This is a genomic window from Glutamicibacter sp. AOP12-B1-11, assembly GCF_052379245.1.
Classification (GTDB): Bacteria; Actinomycetota; Actinomycetes; order Actinomycetales; family Micrococcaceae; genus Glutamicibacter.
Genome location: NZ_JBQSYL010000027.1, coordinates 48,772 through 69,384, shown reverse-complemented (window position 1 = coordinate 69,384; position 20,613 = coordinate 48,772). Strand labels below are relative to the sequence as shown.

General features: G+C 62.0%; 14 protein-coding genes and 2 pseudogenes. 10 read left to right on the top strand and 6 right to left on the bottom strand.

Translation table 11 applies throughout. From position 1 onward, the window contains the following. The coding region (locus ACT3UQ_RS15490) for an HNH endonuclease family protein (protein WP_444637473.1) at nucleotides 1-1,042 on the top strand (1,042 nt) is incomplete at its 5' end. 78 nt (nucleotides 1,043-1,120) lie between these two features. On the opposite strand, the pseudogene ACT3UQ_RS15485 reads toward ACT3UQ_RS15490, so the two are convergent. The 3 genes and pseudogenes from ACT3UQ_RS15485 to ACT3UQ_RS15475 all read right to left on the bottom strand — a co-directional run. Then, nucleotides 1,121-2,258 (bottom strand): annotated as a pseudogene (locus ACT3UQ_RS15485) (IS3 family transposase); the annotation flags it as partial. A 374-nt stretch (nucleotides 2,259-2,632) separates the two neighbouring features. Then, on the bottom strand, nucleotides 2,633-2,959 hold the full coding sequence (locus ACT3UQ_RS15480; RefSeq protein ID WP_444637472.1) for a hypothetical protein: 327 nt from the start codon (nucleotides 2,957-2,959) through the stop codon (nucleotides 2,633-2,635). Nucleotides 2,960-3,119: 160 nt separating this feature from the next. Further along, nucleotides 3,120-3,899: pseudogene (locus ACT3UQ_RS15475) on the bottom strand (transposase); the annotation flags it as partial. 101 nt (nucleotides 3,900-4,000) lie between these two features. Between ACT3UQ_RS15475 and ACT3UQ_RS15470 the strand changes: the two are divergent. Next, nucleotides 4,001-4,885, top strand: a complete 885-nt coding sequence (locus ACT3UQ_RS15470; RefSeq protein WP_444637471.1) for a hypothetical protein — start codon at nucleotides 4,001-4,003, stop codon at nucleotides 4,883-4,885. Nucleotides 4,886-4,950: 65 nt separating this feature from the next. Here ACT3UQ_RS15470 and ACT3UQ_RS15465 read toward each other — a convergent pair whose 3' ends face one another. Together ACT3UQ_RS15465 and ACT3UQ_RS15460 are read right to left on the bottom strand one after the other, a co-directional pair. Next, nucleotides 4,951-6,093, bottom strand: a complete 1,143-nt coding sequence (locus tag ACT3UQ_RS15465) for a glutamate--cysteine ligase (RefSeq protein ID WP_444637470.1) — start codon at nucleotides 6,091-6,093, stop codon at nucleotides 4,951-4,953. Nucleotides 6,094-6,250: 157 nt separating this feature from the next. Next, nucleotides 6,251-7,492: a class I SAM-dependent methyltransferase gene (locus ACT3UQ_RS15460; protein ID WP_444637469.1), complete on the bottom strand. Its 1,242-nt coding sequence runs from the start codon at nucleotides 7,490-7,492 to the stop codon at nucleotides 6,251-6,253. A gap of 497 nt (nucleotides 7,493-7,989) precedes the next feature. Between ACT3UQ_RS15460 and ACT3UQ_RS15455 the strand changes: the two genes are divergently transcribed. From ACT3UQ_RS15455 to ACT3UQ_RS15440, 4 genes are all read left to right on the top strand, one after another. After that, on the top strand, nucleotides 7,990-9,531 hold the full coding sequence (locus ACT3UQ_RS15455; RefSeq protein ID WP_444637475.1) for an amino acid permease: 1,542 nt from the start codon (nucleotides 7,990-7,992) through the stop codon (nucleotides 9,529-9,531). A gap of 192 nt (nucleotides 9,532-9,723) precedes the next feature. After that, complete coding sequence (gene groES, locus ACT3UQ_RS15450) at nucleotides 9,724-10,020, top strand: co-chaperone GroES (RefSeq protein ID WP_096283020.1); 297 nt, start codon at nucleotides 9,724-9,726, stop codon at nucleotides 10,018-10,020. Nucleotides 10,021-10,120: 100 nt separating this feature from the next. Beyond that, nucleotides 10,121-11,719 (top strand): chaperonin GroEL, encoded by a 1,599-nt coding sequence (gene groL, locus ACT3UQ_RS15445; protein WP_096283021.1) that lies wholly within the window; start codon nucleotides 10,121-10,123, stop codon nucleotides 11,717-11,719. 176 nt (nucleotides 11,720-11,895) lie between these two features. Beyond that, nucleotides 11,896-12,891, top strand: coding sequence for an NADP-dependent oxidoreductase (locus tag ACT3UQ_RS15440; RefSeq protein WP_444637468.1), 996 nt, complete (start codon nucleotides 11,896-11,898; stop codon nucleotides 12,889-12,891). A 48-nt stretch (nucleotides 12,892-12,939) separates the two neighbouring features. On the opposite strand, the gene ACT3UQ_RS15435 is transcribed toward ACT3UQ_RS15440, so the two are convergent. Then, the gene (locus ACT3UQ_RS15435; protein WP_444637467.1) at nucleotides 12,940-13,542 is read right to left on the bottom strand and encodes a TetR/AcrR family transcriptional regulator; all 603 of its coding nucleotides are present in this window, start codon (nucleotides 13,540-13,542) and stop codon (nucleotides 12,940-12,942) included. Nucleotides 13,543-13,861: 319 nt separating this feature from the next. Here ACT3UQ_RS15435 and ACT3UQ_RS15430 point away from each other — a divergent pair, with 319 nt between their 5' ends. From ACT3UQ_RS15430 to ACT3UQ_RS15415, 4 genes are all read left to right on the top strand, one after another. Beyond that, nucleotides 13,862-15,961 carry an acyltransferase family protein gene (locus ACT3UQ_RS15430; RefSeq protein ID WP_444637466.1) on the top strand — a complete coding sequence of 700 codons (2,100 nt, stop codon included), beginning with the start codon at nucleotides 13,862-13,864 and terminating at the stop codon, nucleotides 15,959-15,961. A 113-nt stretch (nucleotides 15,962-16,074) separates the two neighbouring features. Continuing rightward, entirely contained in the window at nucleotides 16,075-17,580 is a 1,506-nt protein-coding gene (gene guaB / locus ACT3UQ_RS15425) for an IMP dehydrogenase (protein WP_096283025.1), read from the top strand. 164 nt (nucleotides 17,581-17,744) lie between these two features. Continuing rightward, the gene (locus ACT3UQ_RS15420) at nucleotides 17,745-18,575 is read left to right on the top strand and encodes a class I SAM-dependent methyltransferase (protein ID WP_444637465.1); all 831 of its coding nucleotides are present in this window, start codon (nucleotides 17,745-17,747) and stop codon (nucleotides 18,573-18,575) included. A gap of 898 nt (nucleotides 18,576-19,473) precedes the next feature. Beyond that, nucleotides 19,474-20,445 carry a DUF222 domain-containing protein gene (locus tag ACT3UQ_RS15415; RefSeq protein WP_444637474.1) on the top strand — a complete coding sequence of 324 codons (972 nt, stop codon included), beginning with the start codon at nucleotides 19,474-19,476 and terminating at the stop codon, nucleotides 20,443-20,445. The last annotated feature ends 168 nt before the right edge of the window (nucleotides 20,446-20,613 follow it).

Genomic DNA, 20,613 nt, shown 5'->3' with positions numbered 1-20,613 from the left:
CCGTGAAGTGTGGCAAGCTACGTTCGGAGACACCTGGTGGCGTGAAAATACCAAGCAAGGCAGGTATCTAAGGCCCCGGGTTGAACTATTTCTCATGCATTGGCTCACTGAAAAGACCAATTCGGAAATTTCTGCTACCGGGCTTTTCGTCGAATTTAGTAGGCTGTTCAATTCCTTCGCGGTTACGCCCGACAGCGTTAAGGAATTTACCGACGCACTAGTCGCAGATGCTGGGATTTACCGGAGCTTCCATTCCTTGGAAGATGGAACGAGGGAACAACTGTTCTTCGCCCGACGGGAGGTGTTGGACATCGGCGTTATTTACCCTGTGGCACTGCGGCTGTGGCGTGGTGTGGCGGAAAATCGAATTTCTAGGGATCGCCTCGAAACAGCACTGACTGTGCTTGAATCCTGGCTAGTACGCAGAATGACGTTGAGACTTACCAATAAGAACTACAACAGAATCATGCTTGAACTGCTTAAAACGATGGATGGAGCGCCCGACCCCGTCAGTTCAATTATTACTTATCTTAAGTCATTCGACGAAGATACGCCCAGCGGCTGGTGGCCATCCGATGAAGCGTTCCGTGGTCACCTGCTCACGAGGGATTTATACAAATCGGTGCCTCAACCGCGAGTGAGGATGCTTCTTAAAGCGGTAGAATCTCGGCTTTTTTCGTCCAAGACAGAGAAACTTACGCTTCCTTCCAAGCTGTCGATAGAACACGTCATCCCACAATCTTGGAAAAACACTTGGCCTCTCCCGGCGCCGGCCACTCCTGAAGATGAAGAAAATCGGAAAAATCACATTCACCGCATCGGAAACCTGACACTTGTCACCGCGAACCTAAATCCAGCGTTAGGCAATGATCCATGGGAATCGAAACGTAAAGAACTGTCCAAACACAGTGCATTACGCCTCAATGCGTTACTAGTGAACGACTATCAGTTTGTATTTGACGAATCGTCCATCGACGTCAGAAGCTCAACCATGGTCGATTTACTCATTGAGGAGTGGCCTGCACCAGAAACGTGGATGTAATTCCGCTTCGCTGTGCCGACAGGCTGGGTAGTCTTTGCCCAAGCCCACTATCCCAGCTGCCCTACAAGTAGGTTCAATTCAGCCATTGTTGTGATTGGATCCCGTTGAGCAGTCCAGCAACCATTCGATAGCTAACTGGTCCTCTAGAACCCATTCAACCCAAAACCGGGACCGTGTCATTCCATTCTAGGAACCATGGGGACGTTCCTGAGCGCAAATGTCTTTCCACTCGTCAGCCAAATACTTTTCCTCCACCATGGTGTCCATGACTTCTCCGGAGAGCAGCTCTCGCCGGAACTGAGCGTTAAACGACTAAAAAACCGCTCTGCCAGGGCGAATCTGGATCTTTAAAGGCAGTGCGCACCCCGACAGTGTTGCACCAATCCACCAGCGCGCCGGCCGTGAATTCAGGCCCGTTATCGCACCGCAAGAACGCCGGTTGGTCCCGGTTTCGGCAATGATGACTTCTAAGACTGCCACCACGTCCTTAGCCTTGAAAGGCCGGCGGGCAATGATCGACAGCGCGGTCCTCGTGTACTCATCAATGCCGTTAAAGAATCAGATATGACAGCCGCAAGAGGTCGCATCTGGCTGAAATCCGAAGCTAAGCACGTGCATAGGATGCTCGGCGGTCAAACGCTTCTGCTCCCCGGATCTAGGACCGGTGCGGCGCTTCTTTCGACGTCTAGACTTGGCAGACCAGACCTTGCTCGCGCCACAGCTGTCGAATACGCTTGCTGTTCAAGATTGTGTCTTTCCATCGTTCGGTGGTCAGCAGGTGCCAACTGGCCTTACGACAGCCGCACCTCGGATGCAAAGATGCGACGGCGCTTAGGTCTACTCGAAGCTACGCTTCATCAAAGCCCATCGGTGGTTTCTTCTTGCGCAGTGCAGACCGGTTCTGGCTCAGGACTTGGCAAGCGAAGCGTTCGGATGCCAGCGAATTGATCCATCGCCATCCGTGCGGCACGGCGGCTTGGTTCGGGGCTTAGAATTTTCCCTTAGCCACATCGGTCAGGGCGGCATTGGCGAGCATCTGATCGGCCAGCAGCTTTTTCAGGTGGGCGTTTCCTTTTCCAGCTCTTTGGTGTGTTTGCTGGCTTCGGCGTTTTTCTTTCGATTCATATTGGTTGAGCCAGCGGTACTAGGTGGCCTGCGTTTAGCATCTGTTTCCTTGACGGACTTTAACGCTGGACTGGTCTGGTGTGTCTGTGCGCCATTGTTTCTGTGATTTCTCCTGAGTCCAATGTCGGACACGACTACTGACAAAGTCACTGGACTACTTTTCGGGGACACAACCAGATGATCTAACATGCGGAATTCGCGAGAGCGCTCTTACCCCGGGCGGAGCAGTAGTAAAAGCCGAAGGCCAATACTCTCTGCGAAGGAGGCCTATAGCCAGGTACACGAGACGGGTATGGATGCATGTGGAGATTAACCCCCGCAGGTGGGCAGCCAGCTCAGGTCTCGTTGGGCTCCACCAGTGACTGTGGTTCGGCGATTTCGTGGGCGACACCGATGGCACTCAAATTGGTGAGGTTCAGAAGAACCGACGCAGTTGACTCGCTCAATCCTGTTGTGGACCTCCGTCTATCCCCACACCGCTTTGTAAGCCTCACTCGTCCCTACTATTTCCTGACCGGTAGACGTTTCGAACCTTAAATCTTCACCTTCCATGAGTTTGAGTATTTCCTGAGAGAGACCGATGGCTCGGAGAGCAATTGTATCCACCCCGTCTTCGTATTGAGGAGAGATGTTGTTATAATTTCCATCGAGAACAATATATGAGTGAATTTCATAGACCCCGTCTTCGTCATTGACATGTGGGAATACATATCGAGCTTCCGGCATTCGCTCTCTAAACTCTTCAGCCCATCCATCATATATTTCGTGGAGCAGTTCTTTTGTAAGTTGCATTAATATTTAACCTCATTTTAGAATTTAATGTGGGTCACGCTCATACGAATAATTCATATTTGATCATATTTTGCTGAATAGCGTTAGTTGGTACCGCTAGTCCGGCGACCTGGTGTGAAATCTCGGTACATCGTGAACACTGACCCTTTTATGTGTTCTGTCAAGCCATCAGCACCAGCAACTGACGGAAAACATTCCGAGCAATAAAGCGATTGAGGAACCGCTTGGCTTCCCGATAGCTTGACCCCGTCGGGGTCCGTTTCTCAACGTAGGCTTTGGTCGCCTAATGAGAGCGCATTCGCACCTTCGCAATCGCATCCAGCGCCTGATTCAACCGCCGGTCGCCATAACAGTACAGACGATGCCGCACAGTGTTCCCGGAGGAAGCCTGAATCGGCGTGGTCCCAGCCATAGCGGCGAACGCCGACTCGGAGTGGATACGCCCATGGTGCGAGTACGCAACAATGATCGCCCCGACAGTCACAGGACCAAAACCAGGCTGGGATTGAAGGCAAGGAGCAAGTTCTTCACCCATGGAAGACAGCTCCTTCTTGTTCTCCTTTAGCTGCCGGTCAGCCTCCTTCTCCGCAATGGCAAGTCGGTCAGCTTCTTCCCTGGCATATCGTTGTTCCACGAGGTCGGTAGGGTGTTGGCGCCAGCGGCTGATCTCGGTGTCCTGCCGGTCATTCAAGGTCTTCCGCGCGTCGATGCCAAGGTCGATTTCACGAACCAAAACGTTCAACGCGTTGCGGTTCATAATGCGCTGCGAATCAATGCGCTGTCTGGCAGTCAGCAGTACATTCAGTGCCGAACGTGCCCCGTCAGCTCGGGGTTGCAGCAAAGATGTAACGTCCTGGTGCAGGATGCTCATCGCAGCGGCGGTGGAATCGATCTCGTCGGTCTTACCGACACTTGCGCGTTGGGCTTTGCTCGGTTGCCGTCAGTATTCTCGGAAGCTAACTCGCAGGTTTATTGCGACGAGTGGCAACAAACCCGTCAACTCAAACTGCAGATTGATCTCAGGTAAGTTACTGCGTCCATATGGATTTTACTGCGATTGTGGTGGCTGTTCTCGGTTCTTCTGTGATCACGGTGGTTGCTACGTCATTGACTGAACGATTTTCGCGTGACCGAGACCGACGACAATACGAACTACTTCATCAGGAATCGGAACTCCTCGATAAGATTTGGGTTCGTGCTCAGGAAGAATCGAACCCGGAATTGAAAGCAAGCAGAACTTTACTTAAGGCAGTTGTCGGTGCCGGGCACAATCAGAAGAATATTCGTTTTCTTATTGACAAGGGCAGGTTCTCGACTGCTTTGCTGTATACGTTCGCTGCAACTTTGATTATTCTGGGCATGTTCGCGGTGGTGTCTTCTTCAGATGCAACCAAAGATGCATCGAGACCCGACACGGAAGCCTCATCTCAGCAAGGTAATCCTAAGGTGGGCGAAAAGATCGACGAATCGTCCGGCGCCAACACTCTCGATCATACAAATGATCCTGAACTGCAAGACTCAGCCGTGAACCATTCTGACAGTCAAGACCTACAGATCGGGTGGGGTTTGCTGATAGGAGGCTTTTTGCTGATTTTTATCAACCTCGCGGAGTCAACGTGTAAAGCCCAACTTCGAGCAAATCTCTTAGCCGCCATCGGTGGCGACTTTCCTGATCCGAAACCGCACTCGATTGGAAATATGACGGTTCGATCGGACGACGAAAACAATTCGGGGTCCAGGAAATCGGTCCAAGAGAGGAATGCATGGTCTGGAAGTCTGACTGTATGGACAAAAGTGTGGGTGACTTCCGATATTCGTATGAATTATGGTGCACTCATGACGCAACTTGTCAAAGCGCACGTACAGGAGGCTACGAGAAATCCTCCCACGGACCATATAAATATTGGCGCGGGAAATGATGGGTAAATCGAGTCGCATTGAGTGTCGCTGTTGTGCAGTGCGGTGAAGGTAACAGACGTATCTTGCGGTCGCTACACAGCCTTCATACGGGCCACGTTCTCCTGCACCACTGCCTTGAAATCGCCACCGGATGCCGCAAAGGTATTGCGCTGCAATTGATATTCGGCGCCGCGCTCAATCAAACGGATAATTCCCTGCAGTTCATCGGCGCAGCCCAGCTGCTCAGCCACCGGCGCCAAACGCTTCACTTCGGCGCGCAGGTGGTCGGTCACCAACATCTCGTCGCCCTGGGCGTTGAGAATGATGATGGCATCCAGACCGTAGCGGGCGGCGCGCCATTTGTTCTCCACCCGGAACCAGGCCGGCATGACCGGGACCTTGTATCCGGCCTCGATCGCCAGGGACATATCGTGCACCAGGCACTGGGTCAGCGCGGTGATGGCGGCAATGTCATCCAGGGAGCTCAGCCCGTCGCAGATGCGCATTTCCACGGTGCCGAATCGCGGCACCGGGCGGACGTCCCAGCGGATTTCGGAGACGTCATCGATGACGCCGGTATGCAGCATGTCTGCCACGTGGGATTCGTATTCGGACCACGAATTGAAGTGGAAGGGGATCCCGGCGGCCGGCAGCTGCTGGAACATCAGCGAACGCTGCGAAGCGTACCCGGTGTCCTCTCCGCCCCAGTAGGGGCTGGAGGCGCTGAGTGCCTGGAAATGCGGCTGGTAGTTGATCAGTCCGTCGGTGATCGGCAGGGCCTTATCGCGGCTGTCCAGCCCAACGTGCACGTGCACCCCGTAGATCACCATCTGGCGTCCCCACCACTGGGTGCGGTCAATCAGCTTGGCGTAGCGATCCTTATCGGTGACCGGCTGCGAGATCGGCGCGGCGAAGGGGTGGGAACCCGCGGAATACAAATCCACCCCGTGCTTCGCAGCCACCTCGTTGAGCATGCGCACATTGGTGCGTAGCTCTTCGGCCGCGTCTGCAACGGTGTTGTGCACCCCGGTGACCACCTCAACGGTGTTCATCAGCAGTTCGGGTTTCACCGTCGGGTGTTCATCCTCGTGGCCAAGTCCGGCATCCTCCTTGAGCTGATCAAGGATTTTTTCGGCCACCGAGCACAAGTCCGCGCTTTCGCGATTGACCAAGGCGATTTCCCATTCAACACCAATGGTGGACTGGGATGAGTTGGCGAACTCGATTTTCTGCACGGCGCTCCTTTTGCTGACGTCTCGGACGGAAGGCTCCGGAGCCGAATAAAACTAGACGGTTAAACCATCGATTTATTCGAGGGCCTTCCATGCTTATTGTAGGTTTTGCGCCACCCCGGCCAAGACATTCATCCGGTGGGACGTGCATCACTATAGATTAGTGCGGTTCTACTTCGACGGCCACACGATTCTGGCCGATTCGGGCAAGAATGAGCGTTGCATGCTTCTTCGCCGACTTCGGGGCACCAGCCAGCAGGATGCGGCGCAGCTCCTCGGGCAGCACATCAACTCCGCGTTTTTTGATATCCAAGCTGCCAATGCCATTGACCTTCACCCAGGACTTCAGCTTCTTCACGTTATAGTCGTGGACCTCCAGCACCTTGAACCCGCGGGCGAATGGGGTCTGCAACTGCTCGGTGTGCGTGAAATACGCGATGTGCTCATCCAGCAGGTGTCCGCCGGTGGAGTCGAGCAGTGTGGAAATCAGGTGCGAACGAATCACCGCACCGTCGGGTTCGTAGAGGTGTGCTTCGAGTTCGCCCACCGGAGCCAGAGGATCCTGCTCCACGGTGAGCTCGCTGGTCAGTTCGTGAGCGCCGGTCTTGTCGATGACCAGGGCCGCACGCGCCACCTCCGGGCGTTTCAGCTTGCCGAACCACAACCCGGCTTCGATCACCGAACCATGATCGGATATCCACACCGCCTCGGCACCGGCCGGAATCGCTTCATGCGGCAGGCCCGGGCCGAGCTTCACTCCGACGTCCAGTCCGGAGTCCACGAGCTTCTCCACGAAGGACAGGGGAGGGGAGAATGCCTCCGGGTCGAAGAGTCGGCGGGTACTGCCGGTTGCGTCGGTGCGTCGGGCCGGGTCCAGCCATACGCCATCGATGCCGGTGAGGTCCGCGGTTTCGGCGCTGCCGTGCACAACGCGGGCATTTTCGAAGGGCATCAAGTTCAAGGTGGTAGCCGCGGCGGTGGTTTCATCCTGTTCCACGGCAGTGACCTGCAATCCGGCGCTGGCCAGGGCGATCGAGTCGGCACCGATGCCGCAGCCCAGGTCGGCCACGTGGGTGCTGCCAGCCTTGACGAATCGGCGGGCATGCAGCCCGGCGATGGTCAGGCGAGTGGCTTGTTCAAGCCCTGCGGGGGTGAAGATGAGGGTGTCGGCAAAGGGGCCGAACTTGACCCGGCCGCGGAAGCGCAGTTCGGCTTGGGAGATCACCGCACGCACCACCTGGGCGTCATGCCCTTCCTTGCGCAGTTTTTCGTTCAACGACCATGCTGCGTCCTTGGTTGCCGCCATGGACGGATCGACGGTCGCCAGCAGAGCCCACCCCTCGGGGGAGAGGAGAGCTGCGAATTGGTCGTTGAGTGTTGAATCATTTGAAGCCTGGGCCATGGAACAAGCCTATCGTCATCCGGCATCCTTCCCGGCGTTCGGGGTTTCGAGGCTTCGGGGGACGTACTGCGGACACAATGTGACAAATGCGCGTCATATTCATGGGACTGGTTCCGAGCTATCAAGCCCCACGAAATGCAGCGGGAGGAGCTCCAGTTCGAGGCTTTTGCAGGCGCCACTGTGCAAAAGACTGCGTAGGTGGCCGATCGTCAGAGCAAGTATTGCTAACTCTCGAATAGGCGAAGGCCAAGCAAAGCATGTTTCTTGGATGGGGCACCTTCCATCTCGACCGCCGTACCAACGGCCATGCTTTAGTCTTCTCCAGCCTGTGAAGTGAAGCGGCATGGGGCTGCAGGCTCGAAGGCGCCGCCATGGTGAGCGGGGGAGGTGCTCGCTGGTCCCGTCCCTGCTGTGGCGCACGTCGCATCAACCCCGCCTTCTCGTGTTGTATGTCACCTGTGAACAAACTTAGGCAGAGCACGAGTCAACCCGCAGCGGTGCATCGTGGCACCGCGGCGGAGAATCCAGCAACGGGAACAGATCCGGCCCAGCACCAGCTCAAGCGCGGGCTGAGCAGCCGCCACCTGCAGATGATCGCCATTGGCGGTTCCATTGGCACCGGGCTGTTCGTGGCCTCCGGCGGCACCATCGCCCAAGCAGGCCCGGGCGGCGCACTGCTGGCCTATGCCGCGGTAGGCCTCATGGTCTACCTGCTGATGCAGTCGCTGGGGGAGATGACCGCCAAGATCCCGGTGGCCGGTTCCTTCCAGACCTTCGCCACCCGCTTCGTCTCGCCTTCCTTCGGCTTTGCCATCGGCTGGAACTACTGGTTCAACTGGGCCATCACCGTCGCGGCCGAACTGGTCGCCGCCGGCATCGTCATGAGCTTCTGGCTTCCCGACGTACCGGGCTGGATCTGGGCCGGGGCCTTCCTGGTGGCGCTCACCGCGCTGAACGCCCTGTCGTCCAAGGCCTTCGGCGAAGGCGAATTCTGGCTGGCCATGATCAAGGTGGTCACCGTCGTTGCCTTCCTGGCCGCCGGCATCCTGATGATCTTCGGGGTGCTCGGCGCGCAGACCGATCCGCTGGCCAATTGGCGCGAAGGCAAGGACGTCTTCCACGGCGGCTGGCTGTCCATAGTCTCGGTGTTCATGATCGCCGGGTTCTCCTTCCAGGGCACCGAGCTGGTGGGTGTGGCCGCCGGCGAGGCCAAGGATCCGCGCCGCGAGGTGCCCAAGGCCATCCGCCGGGTGTTCTGGCGCATCATGCTCTTCTACATCGGCGCCATCTTCGTCATTGGCTGCCTGATTCCCTTTGCCGATCCCAGCCTGCTGGCCAGCGGCGAAGCCGATGTGGCTTCCTCGCCGTTCACCCTGGTCTTCGAACGCGCCGGCATCGCCTTCGCCGCCGCCGCAATGAACGCGGTCATCCTCACCGCGATCCTCTCCGCGGGGAATTCGGGGCTCTACGCCTCGACCCGCATGCTCTACTCCATGGCCCACGACGGCAAGGCGCCCAAGGTCTTCGGGCGCACCAACTCCCGCGGGGTGCCGATCATGGCCTTGCTGGCCACCTCGGCGGTGGGCCTGTTCGGCTTCCTGACCGCGTTGGTGGGCCAGGGCGCCGCCTACACCTGGCTGCTGAATGTCTCCGGGCTGTGCGGGTTCATCGTCTGGGTGGGAATCGCCATCTCGCACTACCGCTTCCGCCGCGGCTATCTGGCGCAGGGCTACAGCGTGAAGGACCTGCCCTATCTCGCGCCGCTGTTCCCGCTGGGGCCCATCGTGGCCTTCGTGATGCTGATCGCCGTGATTGTCGGGCAGAACTACCAGGCGGTGATGGCCGGGCATGGACTCGAAGTGCTTTCGGCGTACATCGGGCTGCCGCTGTTCCTGGGGCTGTGGCTGGTGCACCGGATGGTCACCAAGTCCAAGGTGGTCAAGCTTTCCGAGATGGATCTCTCCGCTCCACAGGACATTGAGGAGTCGGCCGCAGTGCGCTCTGGGCGAACCAGTGTGACGAACTCGGTCAATCGTTAGCACTCACCTTGACCGAGTGCTAATCCACGGCCTAAAGTCATCTGTGGGTGTCAACTTGAAAGAGACGTTTGTCCCTTTTGAAATGACACACCGCCTGACTGGATCACACCAACTGGCACCGCGACGACGGTTGGTCCAATGCCATAGGGCGAAACCCTACATTCATTGGTTCATACACGAAAAGGAGAGACCATGTCTGTCTCCATCAAGCCACTCGAAGACCGCATCGTCATCAAGCAGGTCGAGGCCGTAACCACCACCGCTTCCGGTCTGGTCATCCCTGACTCCGCCAAGGAAAAGCCACAGGAAGGCACCGTTGTTGCAGTAGGCCTAGGCCGCGTTGACGACAACGGCAACCGCATTCCACTGGACGTTGCCGAAGGCGACGTGGTGCTGTACTCGAAGTACGGCGGAACCGAGGTCAAGGTCGGCAACGAAGAGTACCTGGTGCTCTCGGCTCGCGACGTCCTGGCTGTCGTCGTAAAGTAACGCCAACCTCGCAGCTCTCCGGTCCCAACTCCTTTAACGCGAACGCGTTTGACGGGGTTCGGGGCCGAACTGCGACCGATGCTATTTCAGGAGTTAATGCATGGCTAAGCAGCTAGCATTCAACGAGGAAGCGCGACGCGCCCTCGAAGCGGGCATCGATAAGCTCGCAAACACGGTGAAGGTCACCCTCGGCCCACGCGGCCGCAACGTGGTGCTCGCCAAGAGCTGGGGCGCCCCGACCATCACCAACGACGGTGTCACCATTGCGCGTGAGATCGATCTGGAAGACCCATACGAGAACCTTGGCGCGCAGCTGGCCAAGGAAGTCGCTACCAAGACCAACGATGTGGCCGGCGACGGCACCACCACCGCGACCGTGCTGGCACAGGCACTGGTCAAGGAAGGTCTGAAGAACGTAGCGGCCGGCGCCGCACCGGGCGATATCCGCAAGGGCATCGAACTGGCGGTGGAGATTGTCGCCGAACGCCTGAAGGCCAACGCCGTGGCGGTCGAAGACAAGGTCGCCAACGTGGCAGCCATCTCGGCACAGGATGAGGAAATCGGCGCACTGCTGGCCGAGGCCTTCAAGACCGTGGGCACCGACGGTGTCATCACCATCGAAGAGTCCTCGACCACCGCCACCGAACTGGTCCTCACCGAGGGCATGCAGTTCGACAAGGGCTACCTGTCCCCGCAGTTCATCACCGACCAGGAACGCCAGGAAGTTGTCCTGGAAGACGCCGTCGTGCTGATCAACCCGGGCAAGATCTCCACCGTGGCAGAATTCCTGCCGCTGCTGGAAAAGGTGCTGGAGACCAAGAAGCCACTGCTGATCATCGCCGAGGACGTCGAGGGCGAAGCCCTGTCCACGCTGGTGGTCAATAAGCTGCGCGGCCTGCTGAACGTGGTAGCCGTCAAGGCTCCGGGCTTCGGCGACCGCCGCAAGGCCATGATGCAGGATCTGGCGATCCTCACCGGCGCCCAGGTTGTCTCGGCCGAGCTCGGCCTGCAGCTGGACCAGGTCGGCACCGAGGTTCTCGGTTCCGCCCGCCGTGTGACCATCACCAAGGATTCGACCACCATCGTTGATGGCGCCGGAACCGAGGAAGATGTCGCAGAGCGCGTAGCCCAGCTGCGTGCAGAGCACGCCCGCACCGACTCCGAATGGGACCGCGAGAAGCTGGCCGAACGCCTGGCCAAGCTCTCCGGCGGCATCGGTGTCATCAAGGTTGGCGCCTCCACCGAGGTTGAGCTCAAGGAACGCAAGCATCGCATCGAGGACGCCGTGTCCTCCACCCGTGCGGCGCTTGAAGAGGGCATTGTCGCCGGTGGCGGTACCGCACTGGTTGACGCGCTCTCGGCACTGGACGAAGACGCACGTGTCGCCTCGGCGACCGGCGATCTGGCAGCCGGCGTGGGCATTGTGCGCCGCGCCCTGGTTCAGCCGCTGTTCTGGATCGCTACCAACGCCGGCTTCGACGGCGCGGTAGTAGCCTCGAAGGTGGCCGAAACCGGCCCGAACGAGGGCTTCAACGCCAAGACCGGCGTCTACGAGAACCTGCTGAACGCAGGGGTCATCGACCCGGTCAAGGTCACCCGTTCGGCGCTGCTCAACGCAGCCTCGATCGCTGCCCTGGTGCTGACCACCGAAACCTTGGTTGCCGAGAAGGCTCCCGAGGAAGAGGCTCACGCCCACTAGCAGCACCGAGAAGCCGCCGCTTCCCCCAAGAGACGTCAGTCTTGCGGGGGAGGCGGCGGCTTTTTGCTGTCTTCAGGTGATAAGCGTCATCATTGACAGGGTAAATGAGCGCGCTCATAATTGATTTGAATCAGTTATTTGGCGATGGCCAACCATCTTGCATCAGGAGATCACGCATGCGCGCATTCATTATCGAGAAATACAAGGGCGTCCTGCGGGAAGCCGAGGTCCCGGAACCCGGGGTGGGGGAGCATGATGTGCTCATCGGCATCGCGGCGGCCGGCGCAAACCAGCTAGATGAGAAGATCCGCACCGGTCAGCTCAAGGCGTTCCTGCCCTACAAGCTGCCGCTGGTCCTTGGCCACGATGTGGCCGGCACCGTCATTGGCGTCGGGGCGAGCGTCCAGGGCTTTGCCCGCGGAGACCGGGTCTATGCCCGGCCGCGCGATCACCGGATCGGAGGCTTTGCCCAACGCGTCGCAGTCGACGAGGCAGATGTTGCGCCGGCGCCGAAGTCGATCGATGAGGCGCTGGCCGCATCGCTTCCCCTGGTGGCCCTCACCGCCTGGCAGGCGCTGGTCGAGCGGGGGAACCTGCAGCCGGGGCACAAGGTCCTCATCCATGCCGGCGCCGGCGGCGTGGGCACCATCGCCATTCAGCTGGCCAAGCACCTCGGAGCCCACGTGGTCACCACTGCCTCCGCTAAGAATGCCGAGTTCCTGCGTGCCCTCGGAGCCGACCAGGTGATTGATTACCGGACCGAAGACTTCGCAGCGGAATTGTCCGATTTCGACCTGGTGCTGGACAGCCTGGGTGGCGAGAATCTCGCCAAGTCGTTGACGATTCTTCGCGCCGGCGGCAAGGCCATTGGAATTACCGGTCCGCCCACCCCGGAATTTGCCGCAGAGAACGGCTTGAATCCCGTCATGGGGCTGGTGACCCGTGCGCTCAGCTCAAAAATACGCAGGCAAGCCAAGAGCCTGGGCGTGAAATACGAGTTTCTCTTCATGGCGCCCAGCGGAAGCCAGCTGCGCCGCATCGCCGAGCTGGTGGACACCGGTGCCATCAAACCGGTCGTCGGCAAGACCTTTGGCTTTGCTCGAGCCCCCGAAGCCCTTGGTGCCTTAGTCGAAGGCGGCCTGCGCGGAAAGGTGGTCATCACCGTGCCGTAGCGGGGCGGGGAATCGCGCTCATAATCCCGTTCCGCCATTGCCCGCCGGCTACTCCGGAAGGACAGCGTCGAGCTGGGCGCGCACGCCCTCGGCGAGCTGCGCACTGGAGATCTCCGGGTCGATTGCCGAAGCCATGGCCACGAACTGGACCGAGGAGATGACTCGCGCCAGTGTGGCCGCTCTTGCGGCGTCCAGGCTCCGATGCTCGATCAGGATGTCGGCGATGGCCTGCTCGGTCCGACCCACGATCTGCAGCGCTTCGCCGTGATGCGGTTCGGTTGGATCGCCGAAGAGCATTTCGCGCAGGTAGGTGCGCCCGTTCTCGACCTGCACCCGGTTGCACTCGATCACGGGCAGCAGCAACGCCATGATCGCGTCGAGTGCATTGGAGGTGGAGGCGGCCGCCTCGATGCCCTGCTCCAGGGAGTTCGCGTAGTGGTGGTTCTGCACGAGCAGCAGCAGCTCGCCCTTCGTCCTGGCATAGAGGAAGAGCGTGCCGGTGCCGATGTCCGCCGCATCGGCGATCTGCTGGGTAGTGACCTCATCAACGCCGCGGGCGGCAAATAGCTCGCTGGCCGCGGCGATGATCCGTTCAAGCTTTGCCTGCTTGTTGCGTTCACGCCGCCCTGGTGGCGGGGGAGTCGGTGGCATCGGGAAATCTCCTGGAGCAAAGGTGAACAGAATCAATCATGAGTCTAGTCAATATCGTCCGGGTGCGGAGCCGGCCGCTCAGCGCTTCATCACCGCGGGCCGGGCGCGCCCACTGTGACAGAATCAGTTCGCCCGGGCCCGAGGGGTAAATTCCGCACGTCATCCCGGTGAGCCCGATAGTCTTATCCGGCTCTGGTGCGCTCGCACAGCTCGCGTTATGCGCAAAGCAAGCTGCCCTTGGTAGAATCTTTGGTTGTCCGGTGCCGATCACTGCCATCTTGGACAATTGCCCACCAATCGACGAGGAAAGCGGCACCGCGTGTCACCAGCGATCCCCAGCCCACGGAGCACCGTGCCGCGCACGGAATTCCGTGCCGATCTGCAGGGCCTGCGCGCGCTCGCCGTGCTGCTGGTGATGTGCTACCACATCTGGTTCCAACGGGTCTCCGGCGGCGTGGACATCTTCCTGATGCTCTCGGCCTTCTTCCTCACCGGCTCGCTGGCGCGCAAGCTCCAGGGCGGGGACAAGCCCTCGGTGCTCGGCCACTGGCTGCACCGATTCTCCCGGTTGCTGCCGCAGGCGGCGCTGATCATCATCGCCACCGCGCTCACCGCCTGGCTGGTGCTGCCCGGAACCCGCTGGCTGGCGCTCATCCAGGAAGCCTTCTCCTCCCTGTTCTTCATCCAGAACTGGACGCTGGCCACCGCCGAGGTGGACTACTACGCCTTCAACACCTCCGCCGCCTCCCCGCTGCAGCACTTCTGGTCGCTTTCGGTCCAAGGCCAGATCTTCCTGCTCTGGCCGCTGCTGCTCATCGGCGCCGCGCTGATCTGGCGGCGCTGCTTCTCCCGGCACAGCTTCGCGAAGATCGCGGCCATCATGTTCGCCGCCATCTTCGCCGCCTCGCTGGGCTACTCCATCTACCTCACCGCGGCCAATCAGCAGCTGGCCTACTTCCACACCGGCACCCGGCTGTGGGAGTTCGCGCTCGGCTCGCTGCTGGCCCTGGGCCTGCCAGCGCTCTCCCGGCTGCCCGAGGCGCTGCGCCGGATCGGCGGCTGGGCCGGTCTGGTGATCATCATTAGCTGCGGCGCGCTGCTCGACGTGCAGGGCCAATTCCCCGGCTTCCTCGCGCTGGTGCCCACCCTGGGCGCCGCCCTGCTGGTCATCGCCCCGGGCACCGCACGCCGGGTGAACCCCGCCGGCTGGCTGGGCAACGCGGCGCTGGTGAAGCTCGGCGAACTGTCCTACGGCATGTACCTGTGGCACTGGCCGCTGCTGGTCTTCTACCTGCACCTGGCCCCGGTGGACCACGCCTCGCCGCTGGCCGGGGCGCTGCTGATTCTCGGCTCCATCGCGCTGTCGGCGGCGAGCACCCGCTGGGTGGAAAAACCGCTGCTGGCCGTGCAGCGCGCCGGCGCCCTGCCGGTGCTGCGCTTCCTGGGCAAACCGCAATTGGTCAGCCAGGCGCTGGTGATCGTGGTGGCCCTCTCGGTGGCCTCCGTGCCGATCGCCGCCTGGGAATCAAACGTCGAAAAGCGCCGCGCGCAGGCCGCCGCCCAAGCCCCGGAGGAGAACCCCGGGGCGATGGCCACCGACACCTGGGACCCGTCCCCGGCCGCGCTCACCCTGCCGCTGCGCACCGAACTGGACACCGAATGGCAGACCCCGGGTGAGAACTGCAGCGGTGCACACACCCCAAAGGACCCGGCGATCCTGTTCTGCAACCAGGGCGGGGATCCGGCAGCCAAGCCCGATCTGGTGCTGCTCGGCGACTCCCACATGCAGCACTGGTCCGAGGCCGCCGCGCGCACCGTCGAAGAGGCCGGCGGCAGCTGGGTGATGATCTACCAGCCCGGCTGCCGCTACGGCTCCACGGATAACCTGGATGACCCCGAATGCGCCGCCTTCCTGCCCGCGGCCCGCGACTACGTGGAGGCGCTGGCCCCGGAAATGGTGCTCACCGTGGCCACCCGCACCGCAACCTGGACCGACGACGCCGGGCGCAGCGCCGGAGCCCAGGAGGTCATGGCCGATGACTACGCCGGCGCCATCGAGCCCTTCGTGCAGGCCGGCAGCCAGGTGATCGCGATGCGCGACACCCCGCGCTATGAATATTCCATCCCCGAATGCGTGGACCGCAACCGGGCCGCTCCCGAGGCCTGCGACGCCCCGGCCACCGACAAGCTGGCTGAGGTGAACCCGGTGGACCGGTTCCTCCAGACCCACGATTACGGCTCCCGGGTGGTCTCGCTGGATCTGACCGAGATGCTCTGCCCGGAGGGCACTTGCAAGGCGGTGATCGGCAACGTGCTGGTGTACCTGGATGATTCGCATTTGTCCAAGACTTTTGTGACCAGCGCCGCCGATCGCTTCGCCGCCTCCTTCACGCGGGCCACCGGCTGGAACAAGGAATAAAAAACCGGCCCTGTGACGTTAGCTTAGACACAGATCACCAACGGGAATCGTCAGCACCCCAAAAGGGATCTACCATTTAAGCAACCTCCGCTTTCGCTCCGAAAGGTTCTTACGTGACTGAGTTCAACCCCTTTGCCTTTGAAGGACTCACCTACGACGACGTCTTGTTGTTGCCTGGCCCCACGGATGTGATCCCCTCCGACGCGGACACCACCACCCGCTTCACCAAGCGCATCAACATCCAGACCCCGATCAGCTCGGCGGCGATGGACACCGTAACCGAGGCTTCCATGGCAATCGCGTTGGCTCGCCAGGGCGGCATCGGCGTGATCCACCGCAACCTGTCCATCGAGAACCAGGCCAAGCAGGTGGACCAGGTCAAGCGCAGCGAGTCGGGCATGATCACCGACCCGGTCACCGTGCACCCCGGCGCCACCCTGGCCGAATGGGACGACCTCTGCGCCCAGTACCGCGTCTCGGGCCTGCCGGTGATCGATGAGAACCGCAAGCTGCTGGGCATCATCACCAACCGCGACACCCGCTTCGTGCCGCGCGAGAACTACATGACCACCAAGGTCTACGAGGTGATGACCGGCATGCCGCTGGTCACCGCCAAGGAAGGCGTCGCCCGGGATACCGTGATCGAGCTGCTTTCCAAGAACCGCATCGAGAAGCTCCCGCTGGTCGACGACTCCGGCGTGCTCACCGGGCTGATCACCGTCAAGGACTTCGACAAGGCCGAGCAGTACCCGCTGGCCACCAAGGACGAGGACGGCCGGCTGCGCGTCGCCGCCGCCGTGGGCTTCTTCGGCGAAGGCTACGAGCGGGCGATGACGCTGATCGAGGCCGGCGTGGACGCGCTGGTGGTGGACACCGCCAACGGCCACTCGCAGGGCGTGCTGGACATGATCGCGCGGCTGAAGAAGGATCCGGCCGCCGCGCATGTGGACGTCATCGGCGGCCAGGCCGCCACCCGCGAGGGCGCCCAGGCGCTGATCGACGCGGGCGCCGACGCCATCAAGGTGGGCGTGGGCCCGGGCTCGATCTGCACCACCCGCATCGTCGCCGGCGTGGGCGTGCCCCAGGTCACCGCCATCTACGAGGCGGCCAAGGCCGCCATCCCGGCCGGCGTGCCGCTGATCGCCGACGGCGGCCTGCAGCACTCCGGGGACATCGGCAAGGCGCTGGTCGCCGGCGCCGACTCGGTGATGCTCGGCTCGCTGCTGGCCGGCACCGCCGAATCCCCGGGCGATCTGGTCTTCATGGGCGGCAAGCAGTTCAAGGCCTACCGCGGCATGGGTTCCATGGGCGCGATGGAAACCCGCGGCAAGAACACCTCCTACTCCAAGGACCGCTACTTCCAGGCCGACGCACCGTCGAACGAGAAGCTGATCCCCGAGGGCATCGAGGGCCAGGTTCCCTACCGCGGCCCGCTCTCCGCGGTGGTCCACCAGCTCGCCGGCGGCCTGCGCCAGACGATGTTCTACGTCGGCGGGCGCACCATCCCCGAGCTGAAGGCCCGCGGCAAGTTCGTGCGCATTACCTCGGCCGGGCTGAAGGAATCGCACCCGCACGACATCATGATGACCGTCGAGGCGCCGAACTACCGTTCACGCTAAAGCAGCCAGGCCCAGCGCCCCGGACCTTCCCCCAGCGGAAGGACCGGGGCGCTTTGCCATGTTCCCGAAGGGGCCGCAGGGTTTAAACTAAAGAGCACAGGAGAGGCGCACCCCGCGCGAGCTCGGGGACCTGCACGTCTCTCGCGGCTGCCAAGGAGCAAGTGATGAACAGCATCGAGCCATCCTTCGACCGGTACACCAGCGGCACCCTGCGCGATCGGGTCTTCGCCGCGCTGCGCAGCGCGGGAGTGGATCCGCAGGCCTTCAAGCCGGCGGAGCTGCGCGAGGCGGACCATTTCCACACCGGCGGGCTGCAGGCGACCAGCTTCGTGGCGAATTCCCTCGAACTCGGCGCGGGAACCCGGGTGCTCGACGTGGGCGCCGGCCTGGGCGGGCCGGCGCGCTGCTTCGCCATGCGCGGCGCCCTGGTCACCGGGGTGGACATCACCGCCGAATTTGTGGACCTCGCCCGGGAGCTGGACGCGAACTGCGCGCTGGATCGATCCATCACCATGCTGCAGCGCCCGGGGCACGACACCGGGTTGGCCGACGCCAGCTTCGACGCGGCGGTGCTGATGCACGTGGGCATGAACCTGGCCGACAAGCCTTCGGTCTTCGCGGAGGTCTGGCGGCTGCTGCGCCCCGGGGCGGTATTCGGCATCTACGACCTGATGGGCACCAACAACCTGTCCTACCCGATGCCGTGGGCCGAGCGGGCCGAGGCCTCCTTCGTGGAATCCGCCGCGGACTACGCCGGCGCGCTGGCCGATGCCGGGTTTGCGGTCACCGGGCAGGTCGAGCGCACCGTGGAGGTGCTCGAAGTGCTGGAGCAGATGCGCGGGGCGCTGGCGGCGGGAACCGACCCGCTGGCCACCCCGCTGGTCCTGCGCGAGGACGGCCCGGCGGCCATGGCAAACCTGAGCGCGGCGATCACCTCCCGGCAGTTGGTCCCGCTGCTGATGCTCGCAAGCAAGCCGGGGGACCGGCCCGCATAGCACCTAGTTTCCCCCGCGCGGAAGCTTATCCACAGTCCGCGCTCCGCACGCTCACCTCCGTTTGTCCGGGCGCATACTCGAACCCATGAACACCACCGCCCTCGGGGACACCCTCAGCCAGCTGGACCGGGAGCTCACCGAGCTCACCGGCCCAGCCGCGAGCGCCCCGAACCTCACAGGCACTAGCCTGCGGGCCCTGTTCACCCACACCACACAGCTGCTCAGCACCCTGCGCGAACACCTGGCCGGCACCGAGGACCCACGCCTCGCCCTGGAACTGGCCACCGCCGGACAGGCGCTGGCCGATGAAGCCGCCCGCATGCGCGTGACCGCCGCGGACCGCCTCGCGGCCACCAACGCCCACACCCTCCACCCCGAGGAACTCGACGCGCTGCGCACCGCCGGCGCCGACACCACCCGGGAAGCGCGCCGCTGCGCCGGGCGGGCCAGCTTCCTGGACCCCGCCGCGCTGCTCGCGTCTTGGCTGCACCTGCCCTATAGCGAAGCGGCCACGCTCGTCCAGGACGCGAGCGACCTCATTGGCCGCCGGAACCCGGCAGGCCAGTCGGTCCCGCCGCGCTTCACCCACCTCGGTGCGCTGTTCACCGCCCCGGACCCCACCAGAAACCCGGTGCTGCATCCGTCCCTCGTGCAGGAGACCAGCCGCAAGCTGGCCAAACGCGAACCGAAGGACCTGACCTTCGAAGGCACCGGCACCGAACCGACACTGCTGCACACTGACGGGCGGGCGATGGAGGAACACGCCGCCGAGGTGCTGCGCGGGGCGCAGAGCGTGAAGGAAGCCGAGAAGCACGTGACGAAGCTGATCAGCAGCGCCGCCACCACGCCGGGTACCGCGACCAAAGCGTCGGTGCGGCGCGGGTTGTATGCGTTGCCGGTGCGCAATGCGCTGAGCCGGGAGTTCCTCTTGCGGGTGAGCACGCTGGAGGGCGAGGTGCTCGATTCGTTGATCGCGCAGGCCAATAATCCGCGCACCCGGGTGGGGCAGGCGGTGCGCACGAACCCGGGTGACCCTGCACCGTCCCACGACGAAGCAGAAGCATCCGAGGCCATCGACCCGACCAGCAGCGAACAAAACGGCACCGACAAGGCTGTAGACGCTGCGTCGGCCGTGGATCCGAGCATTCTCGAACCGGCGGTACCGGAAGCCGTTGTCGCTGACACTCAAAGCGCTGCAGATCGTGAAGCCCCTTCACCGGAAGCCGGCACCAAAGCCGCATCGGGTCCGGGCTTCCCGGATTTCCTTCCCGAAGGCGTGGGCAACGAAGCACGCTGGGACCCCGAAGAGACCGAAACCATCGCGACCGTGCCCGAGCGGGCGCTGAACGCGCTGCTGGACATCCTCACCACCACCACTGCTGGTGGAGGGTCGCGGATCCGGCCGGAGGTGATCGTGCATCTGAAGTTGGAGAACCTGCAGGATCTGGCTGCCGGGGATGCGCGGACCGCGCACGGGGTGCATCTGCCGCCCGGCGAGCTGAGACGGCTCTTGTGCGAGGCCGAGATCATACCGGCGGTGTTCAATTCGAAGAGCGAACTGCTTGATTATGGCCGAGCCCAACGCATCGTGCCGGAGAAGCTCAAGCGGGCGGTGCTGGCCCGCGATCGCGGGTGCATTGTGCCCGGGTGCACGGAGCCGCCGGAGAAGGTGGAGTTCCACCATATTGATCCGTGGTGGAAGGGCGGGGAGACGAAGCTGGGCAATTTGGGGGCTTTGTGCCGTGGTGCGCATATGGATGCCGATGCGGGGCGGATCCAGGTGGTATTGGTGGATGGGTTGCCGCATGTGATTTTGCCGAAGCATGTTGATCCGGAGCAGCAGCCGCGGCGTAATACGTATTGGGACTAGCCACTGGTGAGCGGGAGAACTCCGCCCACCGCGCGGGGCACGCCACCGCGGGAGCCAAAGCGGAACGCCAAGCTCCGCGCGTCGAGGGGATGAAAGCGGGAGCCGCGCCCACGTAGAATGAAGGCACGGCGGCACCCACCGGTGCGCGGGAGCTACCCGCCTGCGCGT

What these genes read in the sequence shown, in the direction of transcription:
- ACT3UQ_RS15480 (WP_444637472.1), bottom strand. Translation starts at nt 2,959, where the DNA reads ATGCAACTTACAAAAGAACTGCTCCACGAAATATATGATGGATGGGCT.
- ACT3UQ_RS15470 (WP_444637471.1), top strand. Translation starts at nt 4,001, where the DNA reads ATGGATTTTACTGCGATTGTGGTGGCTGTTCTCGGTTCTTCTGTGATC.
- ACT3UQ_RS15460 (WP_444637469.1), bottom strand. Translation starts at nt 7,492, where the DNA reads ATGGCCCAGGCTTCAAATGATTCAACACTCAACGACCAATTCGCAGCT.
- groES (WP_096283020.1), top strand. Translation starts at nt 9,724, where the DNA reads ATGTCTGTCTCCATCAAGCCACTCGAAGACCGCATCGTCATCAAGCAG.
- groL (WP_096283021.1), top strand. Translation starts at nt 10,121, where the DNA reads ATGGCTAAGCAGCTAGCATTCAACGAGGAAGCGCGACGCGCCCTCGAA.
- ACT3UQ_RS15440 (WP_444637468.1), top strand. Translation starts at nt 11,896, where the DNA reads ATGCGCGCATTCATTATCGAGAAATACAAGGGCGTCCTGCGGGAAGCC.
- ACT3UQ_RS15435 (WP_444637467.1), bottom strand. Translation starts at nt 13,542, where the DNA reads ATGCCACCGACTCCCCCGCCACCAGGGCGGCGTGAACGCAACAAGCAG.
- ACT3UQ_RS15420 (WP_444637465.1), top strand. Translation starts at nt 17,745, where the DNA reads ATGAACAGCATCGAGCCATCCTTCGACCGGTACACCAGCGGCACCCTG.